This window comes from Pseudotabrizicola algicola, assembly GCF_010915705.1.
GTDB classification, from domain to species: domain Bacteria; phylum Pseudomonadota; class Alphaproteobacteria; order Rhodobacterales; family Rhodobacteraceae; genus Pseudotabrizicola; species Pseudotabrizicola algicola.
Window position 1 is genome coordinate 551,389 of sequence record NZ_JAAIKE010000002.1, and the last position, 17,883, is coordinate 569,271.

Here is a 17,883-nt window from a genome sequence, read left to right on the forward strand (position 1 = left end):
CCTACTGGAGCGGTGCAGCGGGTGCTGCGAGGAATGTTTTCAGCATTTGCAACCAGACCGACAGGGCAAGCGGTGCGACCAAGGCGATCAGCATCAGCCCGCCAAGACCGAGCGCCGGGGCGCCAACGAACATGACCATCAGTTGCGGCATGGCGCGGTTGATGACGCCCAAGCCTACGTTGTAAACCAGCGAGGCAATCACAAAGGGCATCGCGATCATGAAGGCGACCGCGAAGGCGCGCGCGATCTGGGCAACGCCCCAGTCTGCCAGAAGCGCGGCCGATGGCCATATCCCCGCAGGCAAAAGATCATAACCGAGCAGAAGATAGTCAATCACGCGCAGGGGAAGGCCCGCGGTAAGCGCAAGCGCAAGGCCCGCCATGACGAGCAGCTTGGCAATCGCCGGCTGCGCCTCCGCTCCGGCGGGAAAAAGCTGTGAGAGCGAGGTGGCATTGGCGGCAATGGCCCCGGCCGTCATCAGCGAGAGGATAAAGAGACGCACCATCAGACCCAGGACGAGCCCTATGGCCACTTCCGGCGCAAAAGCCTCACCCAGAGCGATGCCCGCAAGGTCGGGCTGCACCGCGGGGAAAACAGCGGCAGAAAACATAAGGGTGAGAACCAGCCTGATCCGCGCCGGGACAACCGTTTCACCAAAGGCGGGCAAGGTGGCCATCACCGCGCCGATCCGAAGGAAGAGGAGCGCAGCAGCCTCGGCCTGTTCAGCCGCCTGACTGTGATATGACAGAAGCAGCGACAAAATCTCGTTCATAGCGGAACGAGGCCGACGATGGCAGGGCGCGCTTCAAGCCCGATTTCATCATAGGAGAGAACGGGCGCGGTCAGACCCTTTGCGGCCAAGACAGTCCGCACAAAGCGCCGCCGTAGGGTAGTCGTCACCACTGCGGCGGTTATGCCGCCTTCGGCAGCGCGGTTCACCTTTTCGGCAAGCAAGCCGGACAAGCGCGCGAATTGGTCGGGGGGCAGTGCAATGTCACTCTGGCCCCTCTCGCCCTCAACCTGATAGGATAAAAATGTTTTTTCCCATTCGGGTGCGATCTGGATCAGGGGAATGGTGCCATCTTGGCGCTTGAGCTCGGCCACCAGTTGAAAGCCGATCTTGTGGCGGACGTGTTCGCAAACCGCTTCGGGCGATGACAGGCCCCTGCCTTCGGCAATTGCCTCAAGAATAAGCGGCAGGTTGCGGATAGACACCCTTTCGTCAAGGAGCAGCCGCAAGACGGACAGAAGCAGATCAACCGGCACCTTTTCGGGAATCATCTCATCAAGGAGTTTGCGATTGGCATCGGCCCGCGCGGAGTCGGAGACGGTGACGAATTCGTCCAACAGGCGGCGCAGGCCCCGCAGAGACAAAAGCCTGGCGAGATTTGCGCGGATGACTTCCAGAAGATGGGTTGCCAACACCTCGGGCGGGGAAACCACCGTCAACCCAGCGATCACGGCATCCTCCTGCCGTTCGGGCAATATCCAGCGGGCGGGAGTGCCGTAGACCGGTTCGCTGACATCGATCCCGTCCGGGGCCGGAATGCCTTCATTGAGGAGCATCAGCGAGCGGTCGGGCATAAGCCGATTGGTCACCCGCTCTACCCCTTGAATCTTGATGCGATAGGTGCCGGGAGGCAGCGCCGGTTCATCGGTCAAGCGTATTTCGGGCAAAATCAGCCCGTAACTGGCCGCGATATGGTTGCGCATGTTTCCGATGCGGCCATCCAGTCCGGTGGCCGGGTCCAGCACCATCGCCACAAGGTCAGGCGAAAACTCCAGATGCAGTTCGTCAAAATCGAGGACATCGCCAAGGATACGTTTGCGGACGGGTTCAGCCACAGGAAGGGGGCCAGCGCTGCGGTGCGTATCGCGGCGATGGACCCATACCGCCGTGGCCGCCAGACCAGCCGCGCCCAGGATGAAAGGAATAAAAGGCATACCGGGGACGAGCGCAAAAAGAGCCATCAGCACGGCCACAGTGCCCAACGCGCCCGGATAACGGCCGAGCTGGGCAAAGAACGAAACATCTGCCGCGCCTTTCGCGCCCCCCCGTGCAAGCAAAAGGGCAGCCGCCACCGATATGATGACAGCCGGAATCTGGCTGACCAGCCCATCGCCCACCGTCAGGATCGCATAGGTCTTGAATGCCTGCGCAACCGGCATGTCATGGATGAATATTCCCATGACCAAACCCATGACGATGTTGAGAAGCGTGATGAGAAGCCCGGCAACAGCGTCGCCCTTGACGAATTTCGACGCACCATCAAGTGAGCCGAAAAAGTTTGTCTCGGCCAGTTCACGCTCTCGCCGCTCTTTTGCTTCGGTGTGATCGATCGCTCCGGCAGCCATGTCGGCATCAATTGCCAACTGTCGCCCCGGCATGCCGTCAAGGGCAAAGCGCGCGCCCACTTCGGCCATCCGGCCAGCGCCCTTGGTGATGACCATGAAGTTCACGATCAGCAGCACACAGAAGATGACCAGACCCAACAGCACATTGCCGCCCATGATGAAACTGGCAAACCCCGCGATCACCGCGCCTGCGGCGTCGGTGCCGGTGTGTCCCTCTCCGATGATCAGCTTGGTCGAGGAGACGTTGAGCGAGAGGCGCAACATCAGGGAGGATAGCAGGATGGTCGGAAAGGCGGAGAAATCGAGCGGACGTTCGATGAAAAGGGTTACCGTCAGCATCAGGATGGCGAGCGCGAAAGACAGGGCAAGCCCGATATCGAGCAGCCACGCCGGAACAGGCAGCACCATCATCACGATGACAGCCATGAGCGCCAAGGCAAGGAGGATTGTGGGGCGGAACAACAGGGCGAGCGTGGGCGTGACGGTCATCATGAGCCTACCGGAACAAGGGCACGGCGGGCCGGTCTTGGGCGCTGGCTACCAATGAGCCAAGCCCGCCCGCCCCGACCGGTCGAAGAAGTGGGTAGCGATTGCTGCGCAGGGCCGATCTGGCCGGTTGATCGTCGCTGAATGACGCGGCACGTGGGGTCTGGGGGACCGTTGCGAGCAGGGCCGACACCTTGGCCTGATAGGAAGTGGCGGCCCCGCTTTGCCGGGAGTGGTAGGCGCCGATCGCGGCGTCCCATGATCCGAATTCATCGAACAGCTTCAGCAGAAAGCGCGCTGCGTAGTGGGCATTCTGGTCAGGATCAAACATCGCCTCAAGCGAGGTAAACTCTGCCGCATGCCAACGGATGTTGATCTGAAAGCAGCCGATGTCGATGTTTCGTTGCCCATCCGCCAAGGCGCGCAGAACATGATCTGTTGCATCGCCCAACGAGTCGAAAAATGCACCATCACCCGCTTGATTGACGGTCCAAGGCCACGGTGACAGAACGCCACCCACGTTGCGGCCCGATTCAACCCGTGAAATCGCCAGAAGAATGTCGAGCGGCACGCCGGTTTTTGCGGCCGCATCTGCTGCAGCAACATCGCAAAGCTGCGCTGCGCCTGCCGGCATGCGCGCCCATGCGAGGGGTGGTGACCACGCCTGAAGCAACAGCCAAGAACACAGCCCCCAGCCAAGCAGCAAGACGGGCCTTTGTTGCATGGGATTCACCTATGTGGTTGCAAGCGCCGTTCTGGCGATCTTTCGGACCATACGAAGCGAATCTTTCCAAAACGGAAACGTTTACGGGCCGGAAGCGGGGTTGACCCTGCCTCTGGCCTCGTTACCCTTGCGCGCGATGGTGGATGCAACCCCCAAAAGTGACGGAGCGGACAGATGACCCAACGGCTGCATTTGGTTTTCGGCGGCGAATTGATAGATCCGTCGAAATCGACTTTTGCCAATGTGAACGACATTCATATTGTGGGAATGTTTCCCGATTATGCCTCGGCGCACAAGGCGTGGAAGGCAGAGGCGCAGCGCACGGTGGACAATGCCCATATGCGCTATTTCATCGCACATATTCATCGCCTGCGGGATGAAGAGCAGCCAGCATCGCCCACGGAAGAACTGGGCCGGTAATCGTCCAGACAGATGGTGCATTCGCTTGGCCTGACGCTTTACAATTTGCGTCCCCGGCGCGCGCCGTCCATCGCAACCGTGTGGGCGGAGCGGCCGACTGGCCGGCTGGTCTGGATGCACGCCCCAAGCGTCGAAACGGCGCGTGGCCTTCTGGAACTTGCAAGTCGTCTGATCGATGAAGAAAATGTCTCGGTTTTGATGACCTGTGCGGATGCCTTGCCTGCACGCCAAGGCATTCTCAGGGCGCAGCCGCCCGAGGATCGTCCCGCCGAGGCGCGGGCGTTTCTTGACCATTGGCAACCGGATTTAGCCCTGTTTTCGGATGGCGAATTGCGCCCTGCCGTTTTGCATGCCGCAGAGGAACGCGGGCTGCGTCCGATCATCGTCGACGGACGGGCGCCCTATGTGTTGAAGGATCGCAACGGGTGGTACCCGGGGCTGATGCGGTCTGCTCTGCAGGGGTTCAGCCATGTGCTGACGATGGATGAAGTCGCAGCCCGGGCATTTCGCAAGAACGGGGCGGCGCTGTCGGCGGTCAGTGTGGTCGGTCGCATGGAAGAAGACAGCGCTGCACTGCCATGCCTCGAGGCAGAGCGCGCGGCATTGGCCAAGCTGTTGGCGACAAGGCCGGTCTGGCTTGCCGCCGGTCTGCCCGAGGCAGAGGAAAGCGCCGTGATCGCCGCGCACCGGGCTGCGCAAAGCCTGGCGCATCGCCTATTGCTGATCATTGCCCCGGAAGATCCAGGGCGCGCACCTGCCTTGGCCAAGCGGCTTGCCGACGAGGAGGGGTGGATCGTGGCAGAGCGGGCAGAGGACCAGGAGCCCGACCCCGAGGTCGAGGTGTTCGTGGCCGATGGCATGGCGGAGCTTGGGCTGTGGTATCGGCTTGCCCCGATCACCTTCATGGGCGGAAGTCTGGCGGGGCAAGGGTGCCTGCGCAATCCGATGGAACCGGCGGCGCTTGGTTCGGCGATTCTCTACGGACCGCGTCCGGGTGTGTTTGGCAGCACATTCGGGCGGCTTGGCGCAGCGCGTGCGGCACGCGCGGTGGGGAGTGCCGGAGATCTTGGCGAGGCCCTGTCAGACCTGTTGTCGCCAGACCGTGCGGCCCGACTTGCGCAATCGGCTTGGATCGTGGCTTCGGACGGGGCAGAGGTGACCGAGCGGGTGATGGCAGTGGTCCGCCGTGCCTTGGCAGGAGAGACCTGATGCGCCCGCCCGCGTTCTGGATGAACCCTCGAACGGCACCGGGCCTTGCCGCGCGATTGCTACAGCCCTTGGGGTTCGCCTACGGTGCTGCGACGGCACGCAGGGTCGCACGCACCGGGTATCGCGCGTCGGTTCCGGTCATCTGCATTGGCAATCTGAATGTAGGCGGCACAGGCAAAACACCCGCGACGCTTGCGCTTTTGATGCGGGTTTCCGGCGCTCAGGTTGTATCGCGTGGTTATGGCGGAGCGTTGGCCGGTCCGGTAAGGGTCGACCCGCTGCGGCACAGCGCAGCCGAAGTCGGCGATGAGCCCCTTTTGCTGGCCGCCTTCGCGCCCACCTGGGTGGCAAAGGACCGTGCGGCAGGCGCGCGGGCCGCCGAAGCAGCTGGCGCTAAGCTGATCCTGTTGGACGATGGCTTTCAGAACCCCTCGGTCCATAAGGATCTGTCCTTGATAGTGGTCGATGCGGAGCGCGGCTTTGGCAATGGCCTGTGCCTTCCCGCAGGTCCGTTGCGGGAACCCGTGGCGGCAGGACTGGCACGGGCGCATGCGCTTTTGTCTATCGGTGACCCAGCGGCGCAAGAGCGGTTTCAGCGCGATTGGGGCCACCTGATTGCCCTGCCTCACCTGCGCGGTGTGCTGCGTCCGTTGAAGATGGGCATGGACTGGCAGGGGCAGCGCGTGCTTGCCTTTGCTGGGATAGGGCATCCTGAAAAGTTCTTTGCCACTCTGCGGAGCCAAGGGGCCGAGATTGTGCGGGCCGTGTCCCTCGACGACCATCAGCCCTTGTCAGATACTTTGCTGCGACGACTCGAAGCCGAAGCAGATGGCTTGGGCGCGCAACTGGTGACCACCGAGAAAGATCAGGTCCGCCTGCCTGCGAGTTTCCGGCCCAAGGTCCTGACGCTTGTGGTCCGGTTGGAGGTAGAGGATTGGTCAGCCTTGGATCATGCGATCGCCGGGCTGGCTTGACCCCGGCCTGCCCTCAGCTTTCTGTCTCTGCCTGATGTTCGCCAAGTTTCGGCGCGGGTCGGTACAAGGCAAGCTCTGCACCCGAGAAGCGGAACGGAGAGCGCACCCCCGGCACACCATCCGGCGCAATTTGCATGCCGCGCGCCACGATCTGCGGATCGGCAAACACCTCTTTCAGATCATTGATCGGACCAGCGGGCACGCCTTCTCCTTCGCAGGCAGCCAGAAGATCGGATTTTGACCAAGTGCGTGTTGCCGCTGTCAGGCGGGCTGTCAGGGCATCCCGATTGCGCACGCGGTCCGCGTTGGTCAGGAAGTCAGGGGCGGTCGCCATGTCAGCCAACCCAAGGATCTTGCACAGCCGCTGATATTGGCTGTCATTTCCCGTCGCAAGGATCAGCCAGCCATCCGCGCAATCAAAGACTGCATAGGGGGCCAGATTGGGATGTGCATTGCCCATTTTGGTGGGCGCGGAGCCTGTCGCGAGATAGTTCATCGCCTGATTGGCCATCGTCGCGGCTGCGACATCCATCAACGCCATGTCGATATGCTGGCCAAGGCCTGTGCTGTGCCGTTGATGCAAAGCCGCAAGAATAGCCGTAGCAGCATAGATGCCGGTGAAGATATCGGTCACCGCGACGCCCACCTTCTGGGGCTGGCCTTCAGGAGAGCCGGTCACGCTCATCAGTCCAGCCATGCCCTGAATGATGAAGTCATATCCCGCGCGATGCGCATAGGGCCCGTCCTGGCCAAAGCCAGTGATGGAACAGTAGATCAAGCGGGGGTTCAATCTGTGCAGGCTATCATAATCCAGCCCGTATTTCGCCAGACCGCCCACCTTGAAATTCTCGATCACCACATCGGCATCCGCCACCAGACGGCGCACGGTTTGCTGGCCTTCGGGGGTGCGGAAATCGCATGTGACAGAGCGCTTACCCCGATTTGTCGCGTGGAAATAGGCCGCCGACCTGTCGCCTTCGCGCTCGATGAAGGGCGGCCCCCAGCGACGGGTATCGTCGCCTTCGGGGGCCTCCACCTTGATGACATCCGCTCCGAGATCGGCCAAGGTTTGTCCGGCCCACGGGCCCGCAAGGATGCGCGCCAGTTCAATGACCTTAACCCCGGCCAGCGGAGACGTCATTCCTTTGCAAGCTCTGCGTCGAGAATGACCTTCAGATCGGCATAGGACATGTTCGAATGTTTGGTGCCGTTGATGATAAGTGTCGGGGTGCCCTGCACCTCATACTCCTTCATCACCGTCTCGTAGTGATCCACCATCGCTTGCGCCTTCGCGCCGTCCTGCATGCAGGCATCGAGCTGGGCATCGTCCATGCCCGCGGTGCGCCCGATCTTTTTCAGATTGGCGACGACGACATTCGGATCATCCGAACCGGCCCAGTTCTGGACATCGCGATAAAGCATGTCTTGCACACCGAAGTATTTCATCTCGCCGCCACAGCGGGCCACCATTGCCGCCCACAGGCCATAGCGGTCAAAGTAAACCTCGCGGTAAATGAAGTGGATCTTGCCGGTGTCGATGTAGTCACGCTTCAGGTCCTTGAACACATTGGCGTGGAAATTCGCGCAATGCGGGCAGGTATACGACGCGTATTCGATCAGAGTTACCTTGGCATCGACCGGGCCAAGGGTCATGTCCTTGATCTCGATCGCCTGCGTGTCGGCAGCGGGTGCAGTGTCCTGCGCCATGGCGCTGGAAACGGGGAGCAGCGACTGTCCGGCTTGATCAGACGACATCGACCAGAGGCCGAACCCGCCAGCCATGACAAGGGCCGCAGCGGCCAAGGTTGCTTTCTTTGACATCATTTCTCGCCTTCTGTCGTCTTGCGACGGTTTAAGATGTTTTCGGCCAGGGCTTCAAGGGCCGCACGCAGGCCGGGGTCTTGGATCGGGGCCGCCGTTTCGGTTGCCCGGGCCTTTATCGCAGGGTCGACCGCTGCTGCCGCTTTGGGGGCGGGCGAAAATTCGGCCTGACCTTCGGCAAAACCGATGGGCGCGGTCTGGGTCAGCAAGACCCGCGAAATTGCGTTGTAGCCATAGACCGCGTTGACCTTGGTGCGGATCATCTCTTTTTGCATCTCGATCATCGGGGCCATTGGCCCCGTGGTCAAAAGCGTCAGGGTGCCGCCAAAGCCATCACGCCCATAGCCCACCTTGACAGGCCGCGTGCATTTGGCCAGTTCCTCGCCCACCACATCTGCCCAGTGGGTCAACAGGCGCGCCACGGCAAAACCGCGCGACTCTCCCGCCGCGCGGACAGGGTCTTTCATCAGCCCGAAGGCAGGTTCAAACCCCCGCATCCGGCGTGATGGCTGTTGTGAATGGGTCGCGTTGCGGGCCATCTGGTATCCTGTGACACTCCCGCTATCTTATCGCCTCAGGGCAGCGCCGCCAGAGGCAAGACCGAACAAAGGGCATAAAGATTGCGTGACGCAGAGTTGAGTGCGGCCTTGCTGCATTGGTATGACCGCCACGCAAGGGTGATGCCGTGGCGGGTTTCGCCGCAAGATCGTGCGCGGGGTGTCCGGCCAGACCCTTACCGGATCTGGCTGTCGGAGGTGATGCTGCAGCAGACCACGGTGGCGGCGGTGCGCGATTACTTTCATCGCTTTACCACCCGTTGGCCTACGGTGGCCGATCTGGCTGCCGCGCGTGACGAGGATGTGATGGCGGAATGGGCCGGCCTTGGCTATTACGCCCGCGCGCGCAACCTGCTCAAGGCAGCGCGGGCCGTGGTGGACGCGCATGGCGGTGTGTTTCCGGGGCGTCGGGATGGATTGCTTGGACTGCCGGGCATCGGCCCCTATACCGCAAGCGCCGTCGCCGCCATCGCCTATGACGAGCCGGCAACCGTAGTAGATGGCAATGTCGAGCGGGTGATGGCGCGGCTTTATGCCGTGCAAACCCCGTTGCCCGCAGCCAAGGCAGAGTTGACGGCGCTGGCGGCCGGATTGACCCCGGACCTGCGACCGGGCGATTATGCGCAGGCGGTGATGGACCTTGGCGCCACCATCTGCACCCCGCGCAACCCTGCCTGCGGGCTTTGCCCGTGGAATCATGCCTGCCTCGCCCGCGAGCAGGGATGCCAGACCGAATTGCCACGCAAGATGGCAAAGGCAGAAAAGCCTGTCAGACGCGGCGTGCTCTGGCTTGCCACGCGAGGTGATATGATCTTGCTGGAACGACGGGCAGAGACGGGACTTTTGGGCGGGATGCTGGGCTTTCCGGGTGATGCCTGGGATGGCAGAGGCGGTGACGCCCCGGCGCAGGCAGAATGGCAGGATATTGGCGAGGTGCGCCATACATTCACCCATTTCCACCTGTATCTGACCGTTCTGACAGCGGAATTGCCGGTTGGCGCGGCCGTGACGCGCGGAGAGTTCGTGCCGCGCGACGGCTTTCGGCCTGCCGACCTGCCGACGGTGATGCGCAAAGCCTATGATCAGTGGCGCAACATAGTGCCGCGTTGAAAGACACGATTGCATAGCGCATCATGCGCCCCCAGAGACACAGGCCAACCATGCCAGATCAACCGCGCCAGACCATCGGATTTGCCCAAGCCATGCCGTTCTGGCTCACCTTGGGTCTGGTGCCGCTTGCCCTTGTGGGGGCAACTTTTGGGGGCTGGTATACGGCGCTGGTTCCGGCCTATGCGATCGTGATCTACTCCTCGCTCGATGCCCTGACCGGGCTGAACGAGCGCAATGCCGACCCGGAAACGCCAGAAAGCATGCTGTTCTGGTATCAGCTACTTACGCTTATCTGGGTGCCGCTGCAGATGGTCATCCTCTTTGGCACCATCTGGTACGCCAGCCATACCAGCCATCTTTCGGGGCTGGAACTTGGTGTGCTGTTCTTCGGCATCGGCCTGATCACAGGCACTGTCGGGATCAACTACAGCCACGAGCTGATGCATCAGAAAGACAAGCTGGAGCGTTGGCTTGCGGATATCCTTCTGGCTTCGGTGCTGTATTCCCATTTCCGGTCCGAACACCTGCGGGTGCACCACATCTATGTCGGCACCTGCCGCGATCCGGTTACGGCGCGGTATAACGAAGGCTTCCACCGCTTTTTCCCGCGCGTTCTGCGTCAAAGCCCCGTTTCGGCTTGGCGGGCCGAAGCTGCAATGCTGGCGCGGCGCGGTTTGCCGGTCTGGCATAAAAGCAACCCGTTCTGGCGTTATGCCGCGCTGCAAACCGCAATGCTGGCCTTTGCCTTTGCGCTGGGGGGATGGTTCGGGCTTGGTCTGTTCGTCTATCAGGCGGCCATCGCGATCTGGCAGCTGGAAGCGGTCAATTATGTGGAACATTACGGCCTGACGCGGCGGCATCTGGGCGATGGAAAGTATGAGCATGTGAAGCCGCATCACAGCTGGAACGCGTCGCACACCGCGTCAAACTGGCTGCTCATCAATCTCCAGCGCCATTCGGACCACCATTTCAAACCGGATCGCCGTTTTCCGCTGTTGCAAACATACCGCGAGGACGAGGCCCCGCAACTGCCGCTTGGCTATCCCTTGATGGTGTTCATCGCGATGAACCCGCTTTGGTGGCGGCGGATGATGAACCCGCGTGTGCGGGCTTGGCGCAAGTTCCATTATCCCGACATCACGGACTGGAAGCCCTATAACAAGGCGCTTAATCCGCCGCCGCGCTGAACGCTGACTGTCCAGCACGGCGGCGGTCGATGATCACACGCGCTCCAGCGCAATGGCGATGCCTTGGCCTACACCGATGCACATGGTGGCCAGAGCACGCCGCCCGCCCGTCTGCGCCAGTTGCAGCGCCGCCGTTCCGGTGATGCGCGCTCCCGACATGCCAAGCGGATGGCCAAGCGCAATCGCCCCCCCGTTCGGATTGACGCGCGGATCATCGTCGGCCACGCCAAGCGCGCGCAGGGTGGCGATGCCTTGGGCGGCAAAAGCCTCGTTCAACTCGATCACATCCAGATCGGCCGGGGTCAGCCCCAGACGCGCCAACAGCTTTTGCGATGCAGGCGCCGGACCGATGCCCATGACACGGGGCGGCACCCCCGCCGTCGCCCCGCCCAAGACCCGCGCGATCGGGACCAGACCATATCTTGCGGCCGTTTCGGCATCGGCAAGGATCAGGGCTGCCGCGCCATCATTGACGCCGCTGGCATTGCCGGCCGTGACCGACCCGTTGGCAAACAGCGGCTTGAGCTTTGACAAAGCCTCCAGCGTTGTGGCGCGGGGGTGTTCGTCGCAGTCCACCACCAATGCATCGCCCTTGCGCTGGGGAATGGTAACCGGCGTGATTTCCGCGGCCAGCCTGCCATTGGCCTGTGCCGCCGCCGCCTTGGCCTGCGATGCAAGGGCCATTGCATCCTGCGCCTCACGGCTGATGCCATAGTCGTCGGCAACATTCTGACCGGTCTGCGGCATGGAATCGGTGCCATAGGCGCGGTCCATCGCCGGATTGACGAAGCGCCAGCCGATCGTCGTATCATAGACCGCATTTTCGCGGCTGTAGGCGGTGGTGGCCTTGGGCATGACGAAGGGCGCTCGGCTCATGCTCTCGACGCCCCCCGCGATCATCAACTTCGCCTCGCCCGCAGCAATTGCCCGCGCTGCGACAAGTACCGCATCCATCCCTGAACCGCACAGACGGTTGATGGTGGTTCCGGTGATGCCCACAGGAAGGCCAGCCAGCAGCACAGACATGCGGGCCACGTTGCGGTTGTCCTCTCCGGCCTGATTTGCGCAGCCGAAAACCACGTCATCGACAGCTTCCCAATCCACCGCAGGATTACGCGCCATCAGCGCACGCAAGGGAACCGCCCCCAGATCGTCGGGCCGCACCGTCGCAAGGCTGCCTGCATAGCGCCCGATCGGCGTGCGGATGTAATCGCAGATGAAAACGTCTTTCATGCTTGGCCCTCAGAGTGCTGGAACATCAAGATCGGCTAACGCGCCATCGCAGTGGAGCGTGGCACCCGTCATCGCCTGCAGCTCATCAAAAGACAGCGCAGCCAACTTTTCGCGCAAGACAAAGCGGCCCTCGACGATGTCGATCACGGCAAGACTGGAATAGACCCGCGTCACGCACGCCACCCCCGTAAGCGGCAGCGAGCAGCGTTCCACCAGCTTTGGTTTGCCATCCTTGGTGACATGATCGGTGATGACGGCCACCATCTTGGCCCCATGCACCAAATCCATCGCGCCGCCCACAGCGGGCACGCCGCGCGGGCCGGTGGACCAGTTCGCAAGATCGCCTGTTTCGGCGACTTCATAGGCCCCGAGTATCGCCACATCGAGATGACCGCCACGCACCATCGCAAAACTGTCGGCATGGTGAAAAAAGGCGGTGCCGGGCTTGAGCGTGACTGCCTTTTTGCCCGCGTTGATCAGATCCCAGTCTTCCGAACCCGGCGCAGGCGCCTCGCCGAAACCCAGAATGCCGTTTTCCGTGTGAAAGATCGCCTCTCGCCCCGGCGGTTGAAACTTGGCAACCATCTCGGGAAAGCCGATCCCGAGGTTCACATAGGCGCCGTCCGCGATATCCTGCGCCGCGCGCCATGCCATCTGGGTCGGGGTTAGTTTGGTGGTCATGCTGTGGCCTCCGGATAGACCGCTTTGGCGCGGTTCAGGTCTTCTTCTTGCTGGGGCTGGGGGACTTCCACGACGCCTTGCACAAAGATGCCGGGGGTGATGACAGCCTCGGGGTCAATCACCCCCGGGTCCACGATCTGCGACACTTGCACGATGGTGCGCGCCGCCGCCATGCACATCAGCGGATTGAAGTTTCGCGCGGCCATCCGATAAGTCAGATTGCCCAAGCGGTCGCCCAGATGTGCCTTCACCAAGGCCACATCGGCCTTGAGCCAGCGTTCCCGCACATAAGAGCGCCCTTCAAACACCTCGACAGGTTTGCCCTTGGCCAGATCGGTGCCAAAACTTGTCGGCGTGTAAAATGCGGGTATGCCGGCGCCACCTGCCCGGATACGCTCGGCCAGAGTGCCTTGCGGCACCAGTTCCAGCTCTATCTGACCCGCAAGATAGCGTTCCGTGAAAACCACCGGATCGGCGGAACGGGGGAAAGAGCAGATCAGCTTCCGCACCATGCCCGTTTCAATGAGCGCCGCCAGACCGACATGCCCGTTCCCCGCATTGTTGTTGACCACCGTAAGGTCCTTGGGATGTCCCGTGGCGAGGAAACGGTCAATCAGCGCATGGATCAATTCTATCGGCGCGCCGGAACCGCCAAAGCCTCCGATCATGATGGTCATGCCATCGTGAATGTCCTGAACGGCGGCAGAAAGACTGGGAAGCGTTTTATCCATCGGCAATCTCCTGTGGGTGCAGACCGCAACCCTCATGGGTCTGTGACGCGTATCCCGTAGCGGTATCCCCTCCTTGTCGTCTACCCGATTTGTGCGATATGCTGCATTTGTTGACATATCGCACAAACGAGGGATGTGATGTCGATCACGGAACGCGACATCATGGGCGGGCTTGCCAAGGGCCTCGCCGTGATCGAGACCTTTTCGGCGGCGCGGCCCCGCCAATCCATAGCCGAGGTGGCAGAGGCAAGCGGACTGGACCGGGCGACAGCGCGGCGCTGTCTGCTGACACTGGCGCATCACGGTTATGCAGAGTGGGACGGCAAGTTCTTCACGCTGACGCCGCGCGTCCTGCGGCTTGGCACCGCCTGTCTGGCGACAATGCCCCTGCCCCAGATCGTGCAGCCCGTGCTGGACGATCTGTCAGAGCGCATCGGCCAAAGCACATCGGTCTCGATCCTCGACGGGGCCGAGATCGTCTACATTGCCCGAGCCGCCCAGAAAAAGGTGATGTCGGTCGGCCTGATGCCGGGGTCGCGCCTGCCAGCCTATTGCACCAGCATGGGACGCGTCTTGCTCGCGGCACGCCCGCCTGCCGAGGTTCGCGGCTTGTTGCTGTCTTCCCCCCTTGCACGACGCACGCCCCATACGCGCACCGACCCCGAAGACATCATGGCGGAACTCGCGCATGTCAGGGCGCAGGGGTATGCGATCATCGATCAAGAGGTTGAACTGGGCCTGCGGTCCCTCGCTGTGCCGCTTTATGATGGGCATGGGCGCATGATTGCGGCGCTGAATGTCGGAGTTGCCGCAATTCATGCTGCGCCGGAGCAGTTGGTGGGGCTTTACCTGTCTCAGTTGCAGCGCGTTCAATCCGACCTGCGCCCCCTGCTGCGCGCGTGATCTTGGCCGGGACGATCGACGCAGCCTAAGCACAATAAATCAGCAGAACCCCATCCGCCGACCATATTTTGCGCAGAGAGGCGTCTCTTGCGCGGAGGCAGCGCATTCTGCCGTTGCGTCGCGGCGCGCGGCAAAGGCTTTTCGCCTGAGCGGAGTGGACCATATGGCAAGGCTTTCCATCATCGTTGTCGAGCGGGACCGAGAGCGTGCTTTGCGCATCGTTGACGGGCTGATGGCCTCTGGCGATCATGCCATTACGGTGATTTCCGAAGAAACCGGCCTTGCCCGCAAGATCGCCGAGCAAAAGCCGGATATCGTGCTCATTGATGTGGCCGATCCGTCGCGCGACGTTCTTGAGGAACTTGCCCTTGTGTCGGGCCCCATGGAACGGCCCGTCGCCATGTTCGTCGACAGGTCCGACGAGCAATTGACCAAGGCTGCGATAGAGGCGGGCGTGTCAGCCTATGTCGTGGACGGGTTGAAGCCGGAGCGGATCAAGCCCGTTCTGGACGCGGCTATCGCACGGTTTCATCTCTTTCAGAAAATGCGTGCCGAACTCGCGGCCACCAAAGCGGCGCTCGAGGATCGCAAGATCATCGACCGCGCCAAGGCCATCTTGATGAAAGCGCGGGGGATAGACGAGGAAGCCGCCTATGCGCTGTTGCGCAAAACCGCGATGGATCAAAAGCGGCGCGTTGCCGATATCGCGCAGCAATTGGTGATGGCCGCGGGGCTGCTGACATGAGCCTGCAATCTCTTCGCCTTGGCTATGTGCCGCTGACAGATGCAGCCCCCCTGATTGTCGCGCATGAACTGGGATTTGCCGCCGAAGAAGGGCTGCGTCTCGATCTTGTCCGCGTTCAAAGCTGGGCGCAAAGCCGCGACCTTCTCGGGATGGGCGCCATTGATGCGGCCCATATGCTGGTGCCGCTGCCGATTGCGCAGACGCTTGGCCTAGGTCCGGCCTATCCGCGCTTTGATCTGGTGATGATGCTGTCGGTTGGCGGTCAGGCCATCGCCATCAGTCAGCCCTTGGCGGACGCCATGCGCAGCCAAGGGCATGGCTTTGCCTTTGATGATCCAATTTCGGCGCGAGAGGCGCTGCAGGCGGTTGCGGGCGGCCAGTTGCGCGTCGGCGTGCCGTTCCCGTTTTCCACGCAGTCCGAACTGGTGCGCCGGTGGCTGGATGGCACCCTTCTGGCCCCCGGGGTGACAATCCACACCGTGCCGCCCCCGCTGATGGCCGATGCCTTGGCGGTGGGCGAGGTTGATGCCTTCTGCGTGGGCGAACCTTGGGCCTCTTACGCGGTGGAGAGAGGAGTCGGCACACTTTTGCTGGCAGGGCGCTCGATCTGGGCCTCTCCGCCGGAAAAGGCTCTGGTCCTGACGCGCGATTTTGCAGAATCCCGCCCCGACGAAACCGGACGCCTGATGCGGTCAGTGTGGCGCGCGTGCCGCTGGCTGGACCGCCCCGACAATCGCGGCACTGCGGCGGAAATCCTCTCGCGGCCCGAATACCTCAACCTGCCGCCAGAACTGTCCGAGCGGGGACTTTTGGGGCGGCTGCATGTCAGCGCCTCCGGCGAGGTGCGGCACTTCCCCGGCTTCATCCGTTTTCACGATGGCGCGGTGAACTTTCCGTGGCGCAGCCTTGCTGCCTTGCTTGCACGAAGGATCGCAGCCGCACATGGGCTGGATCTGACGCGCGCCATGCAACAGGCGACCGAGTGCTTCCGGACCGACCTGTATCGGCAGCACCTGCGCGATGCAGGCGCAGATTTGCCCGGAGCCTCGGCGCGCATCGAAGGCGCGATGGCGCATCCGACAGCAGTAGCCTCGGAAAAAGGGCAGATGATTCTGGCCCCCGATGCCTTTTTCAATGGCGAAACCTTTGACCCTTCGTTCGCACAACGCTGAAGAATCAGGCGATGGTCGCATTGGTGGCGCAAATGAAATGCTGCGAGCGCAAAATGAACCCGATGCACTTGACCAAGAAGAGGGTCGTGACGCAGTCTTGAGGAAGAGAAAAAGCAATGGCGCTTTTGATCTGCCTGTTTCCCGCAAAGATGCGGTCCCCCCAAAATGGCAACGCCGCCACCCATCCTGCCTTGTTTCATGGGCGGTGATCGAGGTGGCCTTTTGCCGTTCAGCCCGAGCCCGCCGCACGAATGCCGGCGCGGCCTTTGCCAGAGGACACGCCAAATGACAGTCTCCACGCCCAACCGCCGCCATTTCCTGAAATCCGCAGCCGGTGTCGCCGCGACCATCGCCGGCGCACGCCTTGCCCTGCCCGGTGGGGCCTGGGCTTCAACCGCGACGCCCGAAGTGACAGGCTGCACGCTGGGCTACATCGCCCTGACCGATTCCGCCCCGCTGATCATTGCCCTGGAAAAGGGCTTGTTCGCCAAGCATGGCCTGCCCGACGTAAAGGTGGAAAAGCAGGCGAGCTGGGGCGCGACCCGCGACAACATGGCGCTTGGTGCGGCGGCAGGCGGCATTGATGGCGGCCATATCCTGCGCCCCAAAGTGCATCTTTATTCCACCGGCAAGGTTATGCAGAACAACCAACCGCTGCCGATGTATACGCTCTTGAACCTCAACGAGGATGCGCAGGCGATTTCCGTTTCGCAAGCCTATGCGGAAAGCGGTGTGGGTCTGGACAGTGCGCCGCTGCGCGAGGTTTTCGCCGCAAAACGTGTCGCGGGGGCCGAGATTCCGGTCGCGATGACCTTTCCGGGCGGCACCCATGATCTGTGGATGCGCTATTGGCTGGCCGCAGGCGGGATCGACCCGACCAAGGACGTCGACCTGATCGTGGTGCCCCCGCCGCAGATGGTGGCCAACATGAAGGTCGGCAACATGGAGGCCTTCTGCGTCGGCGAGCCGTGGAACGAACAGCTTGTCAATCAGGGCATCGGATTCACCGCCACGACCACGGGGGAGATCTGGGCAAATCATCCCGAAAAAATCCTGGGCATGCGCGCCGAATGGGTGGACGCCAACCCGAATGCGACCGTCGCGCTGATGATGGCCGTGATGGAGGCGCAGATGTGGTGCGACGATGCCGCCAACAAAGACGAGATGGCCGCGATCATCAGCCGCCGCCAATGGTATAACGTGCCGGTCGCCGATATCGTCACCCGCCTGAAGGGCGAGATCAACTATGGCAACGGGCGGCAGGAGAGCCGGACCGATCTTGCGATGAAGTTCTGGCGGGATGGTGCGACCTCTTATCCGTGGAAGTCGCTGGACGCGTGGTTCATCACCGAAAACAAGCGTTGGGGCACGCTGCCCGGCGATCTGGACACCAAGGCGCTGGTCGACGGCACCAACCGTTCTGACCTGTGGTTGCAGGCGGCAGCCGGGCTGGGGATCGACACCAGCAAGTTCGGCGACAGCCGCGGCGTGGAAACGTTCTTTGACGGCAAGACTTTCGACCCCGCCAATCCGGATGCCTATCTCGACAGCCAGTCGATCAAGGCGATGGTGTAA

Annotated in this window: 19 protein-coding genes; 10 read left to right on the forward strand and 9 right to left on the reverse strand. The window is 62.1% G+C overall.

From position 1 onward, the window contains the following. Position 1: 1 nt before the first annotated feature. Genes G3572_RS09210 through G3572_RS09220 form a run of 3 tightly spaced genes read right to left on the reverse strand, consistent with a single transcriptional unit; the run spans position 2 to position 3,412 of the window. Entirely contained in the window at positions 2-772 is a 771-nt protein-coding gene (locus G3572_RS09210; protein WP_164611013.1) for a flagellar biosynthetic protein FliR, read from the reverse strand. After that, on the reverse strand, positions 769-2,844 hold the full coding sequence (locus G3572_RS09215; protein ID WP_164611015.1) for a flagellar biosynthesis protein FlhA: 2,076 nt from the start codon (positions 2,842-2,844) through the stop codon (positions 769-771). Before G3572_RS09215 ends, G3572_RS09210 begins: the two co-directional genes overlap by 4 nt. 7 nt (positions 2,845-2,851) lie before the next feature. Then, positions 2,852-3,412 (reverse strand): lytic transglycosylase domain-containing protein, encoded by a 561-nt coding sequence (locus tag G3572_RS09220; RefSeq protein ID WP_164611017.1) that lies wholly within the window; start codon positions 3,410-3,412, stop codon positions 2,852-2,854. A gap of 327 nt (positions 3,413-3,739) precedes the next feature. On the opposite strand from G3572_RS09220, the gene G3572_RS09225 reads away from it, so the two are divergent. Genes G3572_RS09225 through lpxK form a run of 3 tightly spaced genes read left to right on the forward strand, consistent with a single transcriptional unit; the run spans position 3,740 to position 6,168 of the window. Next, on the forward strand, positions 3,740-3,985 hold the full coding sequence (locus G3572_RS09225) for a DUF4170 domain-containing protein (RefSeq protein WP_164611019.1): 246 nt from the start codon (positions 3,740-3,742) through the stop codon (positions 3,983-3,985). A gap of 12 nt (positions 3,986-3,997) precedes the next feature. Next, a complete protein-coding gene (locus G3572_RS09230; protein WP_164611021.1) occupies positions 3,998-5,194 on the forward strand; it encodes a 3-deoxy-D-manno-octulosonic acid transferase in 1,197 nt (398 codons plus the stop codon). Continuing rightward, the gene (gene lpxK / locus G3572_RS09235) at positions 5,194-6,168 is read left to right on the forward strand and encodes a tetraacyldisaccharide 4'-kinase (protein WP_164611023.1); all 975 of its coding nucleotides are present in this window, start codon (positions 5,194-5,196) and stop codon (positions 6,166-6,168) included. Before G3572_RS09230 ends, lpxK begins: the two co-directional genes overlap by 1 nt. Before the next feature lie 13 nt (positions 6,169-6,181). Here the strand turns inward: lpxK and G3572_RS09240 are convergent, their stop codons facing one another. From G3572_RS09240 to G3572_RS09250, 3 genes are read right to left on the reverse strand one after another with little or no spacing between them, the layout of a single operon-like run. Further along, entirely contained in the window at positions 6,182-7,309 is a 1,128-nt protein-coding gene (locus G3572_RS09240; RefSeq protein WP_164611025.1) for a CaiB/BaiF CoA transferase family protein, read from the reverse strand. Then, positions 7,306-7,989 (reverse strand): DsbA family protein, encoded by a 684-nt coding sequence (locus G3572_RS09245; protein WP_164611027.1) that lies wholly within the window; start codon positions 7,987-7,989, stop codon positions 7,306-7,308. The genes G3572_RS09240 and G3572_RS09245 overlap by 4 nt, the downstream gene beginning before the upstream one ends. After that, complete coding sequence (locus G3572_RS09250) at positions 7,989-8,528, reverse strand: DUF721 domain-containing protein (protein WP_240335471.1); 540 nt, start codon at positions 8,526-8,528, stop codon at positions 7,989-7,991. The genes G3572_RS09245 and G3572_RS09250 overlap by 1 nt, the downstream gene beginning before the upstream one ends. Before the next feature lie 81 nt (positions 8,529-8,609). Here G3572_RS09250 and mutY point away from each other — a divergent pair, with 81 nt between their 5' ends. Next, the gene (gene mutY / locus G3572_RS09255; RefSeq protein ID WP_164611029.1) at positions 8,610-9,656 is read left to right on the forward strand and encodes an A/G-specific adenine glycosylase; all 1,047 of its coding nucleotides are present in this window, start codon (positions 8,610-8,612) and stop codon (positions 9,654-9,656) included. 50 nt (positions 9,657-9,706) lie between these two features. Further along, the gene (locus G3572_RS09260) at positions 9,707-10,843 is read left to right on the forward strand and encodes an alkane 1-monooxygenase (RefSeq protein ID WP_164611031.1); all 1,137 of its coding nucleotides are present in this window, start codon (positions 9,707-9,709) and stop codon (positions 10,841-10,843) included. A 33-nt stretch (positions 10,844-10,876) separates the two neighbouring features. Here the strand turns inward: G3572_RS09260 and pcaF are convergent, their stop codons facing one another. The 3 genes from pcaF to G3572_RS09275 are packed head-to-tail and all read right to left on the reverse strand — an operon-like array spanning position 10,877 to position 13,488. Then, positions 10,877-12,076, reverse strand: a complete 1,200-nt coding sequence (pcaF, locus tag G3572_RS09265; protein ID WP_164611033.1) for a 3-oxoadipyl-CoA thiolase — start codon at positions 12,074-12,076, stop codon at positions 10,877-10,879. Positions 12,077-12,085: 9 nt separating this feature from the next. Then, entirely contained in the window at positions 12,086-12,757 is a 672-nt protein-coding gene (locus tag G3572_RS09270) for a 3-oxoacid CoA-transferase subunit B (RefSeq protein ID WP_164611035.1), read from the reverse strand. Continuing rightward, positions 12,754-13,488 carry a 3-oxoacid CoA-transferase subunit A gene (locus G3572_RS09275; protein WP_164611036.1) on the reverse strand — a complete coding sequence of 245 codons (735 nt, stop codon included), beginning with the start codon at positions 13,486-13,488 and terminating at the stop codon, positions 12,754-12,756. The genes G3572_RS09270 and G3572_RS09275 overlap by 4 nt, the downstream gene beginning before the upstream one ends. A gap of 138 nt (positions 13,489-13,626) precedes the next feature. Between G3572_RS09275 and G3572_RS09280 the strand changes: the two genes are divergently transcribed. From G3572_RS09280 to G3572_RS09300, 5 genes are all read left to right on the forward strand, one after another. Beyond that, on the forward strand, positions 13,627-14,391 hold the full coding sequence (locus G3572_RS09280) for an IclR family transcriptional regulator domain-containing protein (RefSeq protein WP_164611038.1): 765 nt from the start codon (positions 13,627-13,629) through the stop codon (positions 14,389-14,391). Positions 14,392-14,554: 163 nt separating this feature from the next. Beyond that, complete coding sequence (locus G3572_RS09285; RefSeq protein ID WP_164611040.1) at positions 14,555-15,136, forward strand: ANTAR domain-containing response regulator; 582 nt, start codon at positions 14,555-14,557, stop codon at positions 15,134-15,136. After that, positions 15,133-16,308: a CmpA/NrtA family ABC transporter substrate-binding protein gene (locus G3572_RS09290; protein WP_164611042.1), complete on the forward strand. Its 1,176-nt coding sequence runs from the start codon at positions 15,133-15,135 to the stop codon at positions 16,306-16,308. The genes G3572_RS09285 and G3572_RS09290 overlap by 4 nt, the downstream gene beginning before the upstream one ends. Then, the gene (locus G3572_RS09295; RefSeq protein ID WP_164611044.1) at positions 16,283-16,597 is read left to right on the forward strand and encodes a hypothetical protein; all 315 of its coding nucleotides are present in this window, start codon (positions 16,283-16,285) and stop codon (positions 16,595-16,597) included. The genes G3572_RS09290 and G3572_RS09295 overlap by 26 nt, the downstream gene beginning before the upstream one ends. Continuing rightward, positions 16,594-17,883, forward strand: a complete 1,290-nt coding sequence (locus G3572_RS09300) for a CmpA/NrtA family ABC transporter substrate-binding protein (RefSeq protein WP_164611046.1) — start codon at positions 16,594-16,596, stop codon at positions 17,881-17,883. The genes G3572_RS09295 and G3572_RS09300 overlap by 4 nt, the downstream gene beginning before the upstream one ends.

Excerpts from the sequence above, each read along its gene's own strand:
- G3572_RS09230 (WP_164611021.1), top strand. The coding sequence starts at position 3,998 with ATGGTGCATTCGCTTGGCCTGACGCTTTACAATTTGCGTCCCCGGCGC.
- G3572_RS09275 (WP_164611036.1), bottom strand. The coding sequence starts at position 13,488 with ATGGATAAAACGCTTCCCAGTCTTTCTGCCGCCGTTCAGGACATTCAC.
- G3572_RS09285 (WP_164611040.1), top strand. The coding sequence starts at position 14,555 with ATGGCAAGGCTTTCCATCATCGTTGTCGAGCGGGACCGAGAGCGTGCT.
- G3572_RS09250 (WP_240335471.1), bottom strand. The coding sequence starts at position 8,528 with ATGGCCCGCAACGCGACCCATTCACAACAGCCATCACGCCGGATGCGG.
- G3572_RS09260 (WP_164611031.1), top strand. The coding sequence starts at position 9,707 with ATGCCAGATCAACCGCGCCAGACCATCGGATTTGCCCAAGCCATGCCG.
- G3572_RS09225 (WP_164611019.1), top strand. The coding sequence starts at position 3,740 with ATGACCCAACGGCTGCATTTGGTTTTCGGCGGCGAATTGATAGATCCG.
- G3572_RS09290 (WP_164611042.1), top strand. The coding sequence starts at position 15,133 with ATGAGCCTGCAATCTCTTCGCCTTGGCTATGTGCCGCTGACAGATGCA.
- G3572_RS09210 (WP_164611013.1), bottom strand. The coding sequence starts at position 772 with ATGAACGAGATTTTGTCGCTGCTTCTGTCATATCACAGTCAGGCGGCT.
- lpxK (WP_164611023.1), top strand. The coding sequence starts at position 5,194 with ATGCGCCCGCCCGCGTTCTGGATGAACCCTCGAACGGCACCGGGCCTT.
- G3572_RS09270 (WP_164611035.1), bottom strand. The coding sequence starts at position 12,757 with ATGACCACCAAACTAACCCCGACCCAGATGGCATGGCGCGCGGCGCAG.
- G3572_RS09240 (WP_164611025.1), bottom strand. The coding sequence starts at position 7,309 with ATGACGTCTCCGCTGGCCGGGGTTAAGGTCATTGAACTGGCGCGCATC.
- G3572_RS09245 (WP_164611027.1), bottom strand. The coding sequence starts at position 7,989 with ATGTCAAAGAAAGCAACCTTGGCCGCTGCGGCCCTTGTCATGGCTGGC.
- G3572_RS09300 (WP_164611046.1), top strand. The coding sequence starts at position 16,594 with ATGACAGTCTCCACGCCCAACCGCCGCCATTTCCTGAAATCCGCAGCC.
- G3572_RS09280 (WP_164611038.1), top strand. The coding sequence starts at position 13,627 with ATGTCGATCACGGAACGCGACATCATGGGCGGGCTTGCCAAGGGCCTC.
- G3572_RS09215 (WP_164611015.1), bottom strand. The coding sequence starts at position 2,844 with ATGACCGTCACGCCCACGCTCGCCCTGTTGTTCCGCCCCACAATCCTC.
- pcaF (WP_164611033.1), bottom strand. The coding sequence starts at position 12,076 with ATGAAAGACGTTTTCATCTGCGATTACATCCGCACGCCGATCGGGCGC.